At 62.5% G+C, this 4331-nt stretch carries 4 protein-coding genes and 1 pseudogene; 1 reads left to right on the top strand and 4 read right to left on the bottom strand.

From position 1 onward, the window contains the following. Positions 1 to 492, top strand: a 492-nt coding sequence (locus MFF42_RS22070) for a GNAT family N-acetyltransferase (RefSeq protein ID WP_373875206.1), incomplete at its 5' end; no start/stop codon positions are given. Positions 493 to 859: 367 nt separating this feature from the next. Here the strand turns inward: MFF42_RS22070 and MFF42_RS22065 are convergent. The 4 genes and pseudogenes from MFF42_RS22065 to MFF42_RS22050 form a co-directional block, all read right to left on the bottom strand. Beyond that, the gene (locus MFF42_RS22065; protein ID WP_238257777.1) at positions 860 to 1249 is read right to left on the bottom strand and encodes a hypothetical protein; all 390 of its coding nucleotides are present in this window, start codon (positions 1247 to 1249) and stop codon (positions 860 to 862) included. Positions 1250 to 1607: 358 nt separating this feature from the next. Beyond that, positions 1608 to 2072, bottom strand: a complete 465-nt coding sequence (locus tag MFF42_RS22060) for a hypothetical protein (RefSeq protein ID WP_306423553.1) — start codon at positions 2070 to 2072, stop codon at positions 1608 to 1610. A 465-nt stretch (positions 2073 to 2537) separates the two neighbouring features. Further along, positions 2538 to 3719: an AraC family transcriptional regulator gene (locus tag MFF42_RS22055; RefSeq protein WP_238257775.1), complete on the bottom strand. Its 1182-nt coding sequence runs from the start codon at positions 3717 to 3719 to the stop codon at positions 2538 to 2540. A gap of 282 nt (positions 3720 to 4001) precedes the next feature. Beyond that, a pseudogene (locus tag MFF42_RS22050) lies at positions 4002 to 4331 on the bottom strand (hypothetical protein); the annotation flags it as partial.

The raw sequence follows: 4331 nt of genomic DNA, 5'->3' as shown, positions 1-4331 counted from the left end.
CCTGCGCGGGGCGGAGGCACGCTGGAGATCCGCGCGCTGCGGCCAGACGACCGCGCCGGACTACTGGCAGCCGTCGATCATACCAGCGCGCAGTCGCTCTACCTCCGCTTCTTCGGAGCGAGGCGCCGTTTCACCGACAGGGAGATCACGTTCTTTCTCAACGTCGATTTCACAAGCCACGTAGCCCTGGTAGCGACCGCGGAGCATGAGGGCGAGCGCGTTATCGTAGGCGGCGCTCGCTATATCGTGACGCGGCCCGCCCAAGCCGAGGTGGCTATCACTGTCATCGACGCGTGCCAGGGTCAGGGCATCGGCGGCATCTTGATGCGCCATCTCGTCGGCATCGCCCGTGAAAGGGGATTGACGGAACTCGCGGCGGAGGTCCTGTCCGAAAACACGCGCATGCTGAAGATCTTCTCGCGCTGCGGGTTGCCATTGAAAAGGAAACGTGAGGCTGGGGCAATTCACGTGGTTCTTCAGCTGAATGCATGATCGGAGCTTCGCGATCGCATCCTCATGTATCTAGAGTTGGCAGTCGGCTTATGAACGCTGGGTCCGCACGGCACGGGGCGGCTGGTGCTGCGCCCGATGCCGACGTCCCATGCGGACATGCGCAGCAAGCTCCGGACACACGATCTGCCTGGACGGCGGCGTCCGCGTCAGTCGATGCGAGCAAGTCGGCAAGTGGATCCGATATCAACGAGACGCCTGCGAACGCGAAGCCTGAACCGGATCGGCCTTTGACGAGTGTCGGCAAGTTTGCGCCGTGCTCGACACTCCGGCCTTCCACCATCTCGACGCGCTTCGCCCGACCACGCAGAGTCCGGAAAGCCCAGCTGTGGGCTTCCGGAATCGCTCATCAGTAGGGACGGCAGCCGCCAGCATAGCTATCGTAGTAGGCGTTCGGTCCACATCCTCCATAACTCGAGCCGTAGTAGCCAGCGGCCGCTGCGGCGCCGATACCAGCCGCCGCGAGCCAGTAACCGGGACGGTACCCGTAGCCGTAGCGGCCGACTCCCGCGTAACCGTAGCGGCCCACTCGTCCGTACCCGCCGCGATAGCCGGCCATGCCGCCGCGATAGCCGCCTGCCCGAACGCCGTGGAATCCGCCGCCTCGAAATCCTCCGGCATGGAAGCCACCACCGCCACGGAACCCGCCGCCACCGCCCCGGAAGCCGCGCGCATCGGCCGCCACGCTGGTCACAATCAGAGCCGCGAAGGCCGCGGACGAGATCAGGAGAGCTTTCATGACATTTTCTCCATCGCCCTGTTGAAGAACGAACTATCGATGTGGAACGGAGGGGATGCCGAAGGCACCGTCATCCTCAAGGTCCGCTCGTCTTCATCATCAAGGTCGCTCAGCTCTAGGCCGAAGCTGACAGCCTCACTTGATCCAAGAGGACGCTGGGCGAGGTTCGTGCGAGACCGCGGTCAAATAGGCGCGTCGCCTCGTGTGAGAGGATATCGGCACCTCACGCCCTCGCTCCACCAGATGCCGAGCCAAAATTTGCGCCATTTCACTGACGCGCCTGGCTCGGCCCCGGCGTGCGTCCTTCGTCTGCGTCAGAGCTTACGAAGGCGGCGTGCCGCATGCATGTGGCTGGTGCTCACGAGCAGCGCCGGTAGGTGACGCCTGTCGGATCCACATCGCTGTAGTAGCGCTTGAGCATTCCATTGGGAGATGTTGCCAGCAGGACCCTGACCTCATTGCTGGCGACGCTGTTGGCACAGTCGAGGAGGAAAATCTGACGGTCCTTGGCCGGCCGCGCCGACTTGATCTGATAGGACGCCATCGGAGTTCTCAGGCGTTTGCCCGAAATCACGAAGGCGGGCGCGAAGATATCGACAGGCTTCTTGAACGCCGATCCTTTCCCGCCGGACGAGAAGACGTCTGCGCAGTCACGGCCATCCAAAACCCAGGAGCCCTGGTATCCCGATAGGCTAGCATCGACCGCTTTTGCGGCCAGCCCTCCGGTCCAACCGGCGAGGCCGATCATGGTAGCCCCCGCGAAACGCGCAATTCCCATTGCGAACCCCTCCGGCACCGGGATGCGCCTGATCAACTGACTCAAGCGCGTTCTGCTTGCGAGAGCCTAACGGCAACCAGCTCCGAAATTGACGTCCGGAGATAAACCGGGACCCAGTGTAGCGGCGGTTGAGACGCTCACGACCCATCGCCGCTCAACATCTACACCTCCGCAAAAACAAAGCAATAACCCTGTGGCAAGTGATTATGGTTCGGACAGATTTTCGGCTCCGGATGGCTTACCCCTTCAAAATCACGACAAACAAATCGCCGATCTTTGCGACTTGTGACCTTGACCGCTGTTTGCTCCCGTTCATAACTAGAGTCGATTCTGGGCTGATACCATGACGGCGGCAGATCTCAGCGACCGGCCTGCTGCTCATTCAGAATGCCGATGATGGGCTCTTCGCTGAACCGGCTCGTCTCCTGATCGACGGTTCCTTGCTTCAGAATGAGGGCAATCCAGAGGACAAGGTCAGTCCCTCCTGTGCACCCGCTCCGCCTGCGGCCATCACAAGGATGTCGGCAAGGGCGCAAACGAATCGCCGCATCGTCCGTTCCTCCCCCCGGTTGGATAGGGTTCCTCCTGGGGTCCGTCGCTGATTCCCATGAGTCGGTTCGCCTGTCGCCATGTGCTCGGCGCCATGCCCGACCAACGTCGGAAGGCATGCGTGAAGGCGGCGGGCTCGGAGAAGTTCAAGGCGGTCGAGATCTGCGTCAGGCTCATGCTCGTGTCGGCGAGCAGCTGCTTGGCCACCCGGAACAGTGCCTCGTTGGAAAGCTGCCGGAAGGTTGTGCCCTCGGCCTGCAGGTGTCGGCTCAAGGTGCGGCGGTGCACCAGCCGCAAGCGCGCCACGCGCTCCGCCTTGCAGCGTTGCCGGGTCACCTGGATCCGGAGGTATCGACGAAGCTCATCCGTCAAGTTGGATGATTGTTTGGCCTCGAGCTGGTGAATGCGGCCCTCGGCCAACCGGCGGATAACCGGGTCTGCGCCGTCGATGTGCTTGTCGAGAAGTTCGGCCAAGAACACCAAGGCGGCCATTTCCTGATCGAACCGGACAGGTGCGCGGAAGAAACGGTCATAAGGAAGGGCCTCGCGTGGCTTGGAGCGCGGCAGGAGCACCTCCTCCGGAGCCCAGTCAAAGCCGCAGAGCGCCCGAATGACGTTGGTCATCGTCGCGAGTGCCCTCTCCGAATGGATGGCAGCGCTCTCGGCTTCCGGTCCATAGGGGGCGTAGGTGAGGACGGTAACCCCATTGTTGGTCCCAAGCCCGACCACTGCGCCCCAATTCTGCGTACCGGAGTGCGTTTCGAGAACCTGCAGGGCGTCGCCGACGGTGTTCGAGTGACGCATCAGCAGGCCGAGACGCCCCAACGAAGCGAGAGTGGCTCGTTGGCCGACGAGAAGTCCGAGATGAGGACAGTTCGTGCATTCGGCACCGCGTGCGATCAGGCGGCCGAGGTCGGCATAGGAGACGAGCTTGCCGCCGTCCAAGTGTCGGGGATCGAGCCCTAGCTCGGCGAGGAGATCCTCCGGATCGGCACCGAGTTCGGCGAGGATGGCGTAAATCGCCGGCCCGACCCCCGGACGGCCTAAGGCGGTAGGGAACGGCTTCCCGTTCGCGCTGGGAGCACCGGCTTTCACGGTCTGACCGGAGAAGCCAAGCGGTTCCACGATCACGAAAGACGACATGGCCACCTCTGTTGAGACGCCGAGCCGGCGCAGGCGACGCAGCTAAGACAGATTCCGATATCCCGACTTGATCGAAGAGGACAGCGTGCTGCCGCAGAGGCTGCGCCGCAAGTCATGCAATCATGAGGGTAGCTCGCAATATCTAAGCCGAAAACGTGCGCCGCTGATGACGCATCGAACGTCCGTTTCATGATCTAGCCGTTTGAAGTAGCCAGATTTTGGCCAATTGGCCTGAAAGCGATAGGCCCGCCTCTTCATTCAATGCTGAGAGCCCAAAGACATCTAGTATGCGTAGGAGGCAGGCCGATACGCACCAAGTGGATGCCACCCGTCCTGGCGGGATGTCGGCACTCTCGTGACGATGACGGGCGCATTCATGTCGAACGGCAACAGTGCAGCGCTGGCGGAGATGAAGCCCGCCAGCGCCCGTAGGTCGTCCGGCTGCCTCGGGTCGCGCGAGATGAATTCGGTCTCGCGCTGTAGCCTCAGGTTACAAGCCCGTGAGGGAATGCGCCCGCTCGGCGTACAAGCATCATGCCCTTGCGCAGGCGAGGTCGAGTGCGTCGACGGGCGGTAGCGGCGCGTTGTTGCCCATGCCGCAGTAATTGCCGT

The organism is Methylorubrum podarium, from assembly GCF_022179745.1.
GTDB lineage: Bacteria > Pseudomonadota > Alphaproteobacteria > Rhizobiales > Beijerinckiaceae > Methylobacterium > Methylobacterium podarium.
Note: the sequence above shows the minus strand (reverse complement) of the source record. Positions and strands in the feature narration are given on the sequence as shown.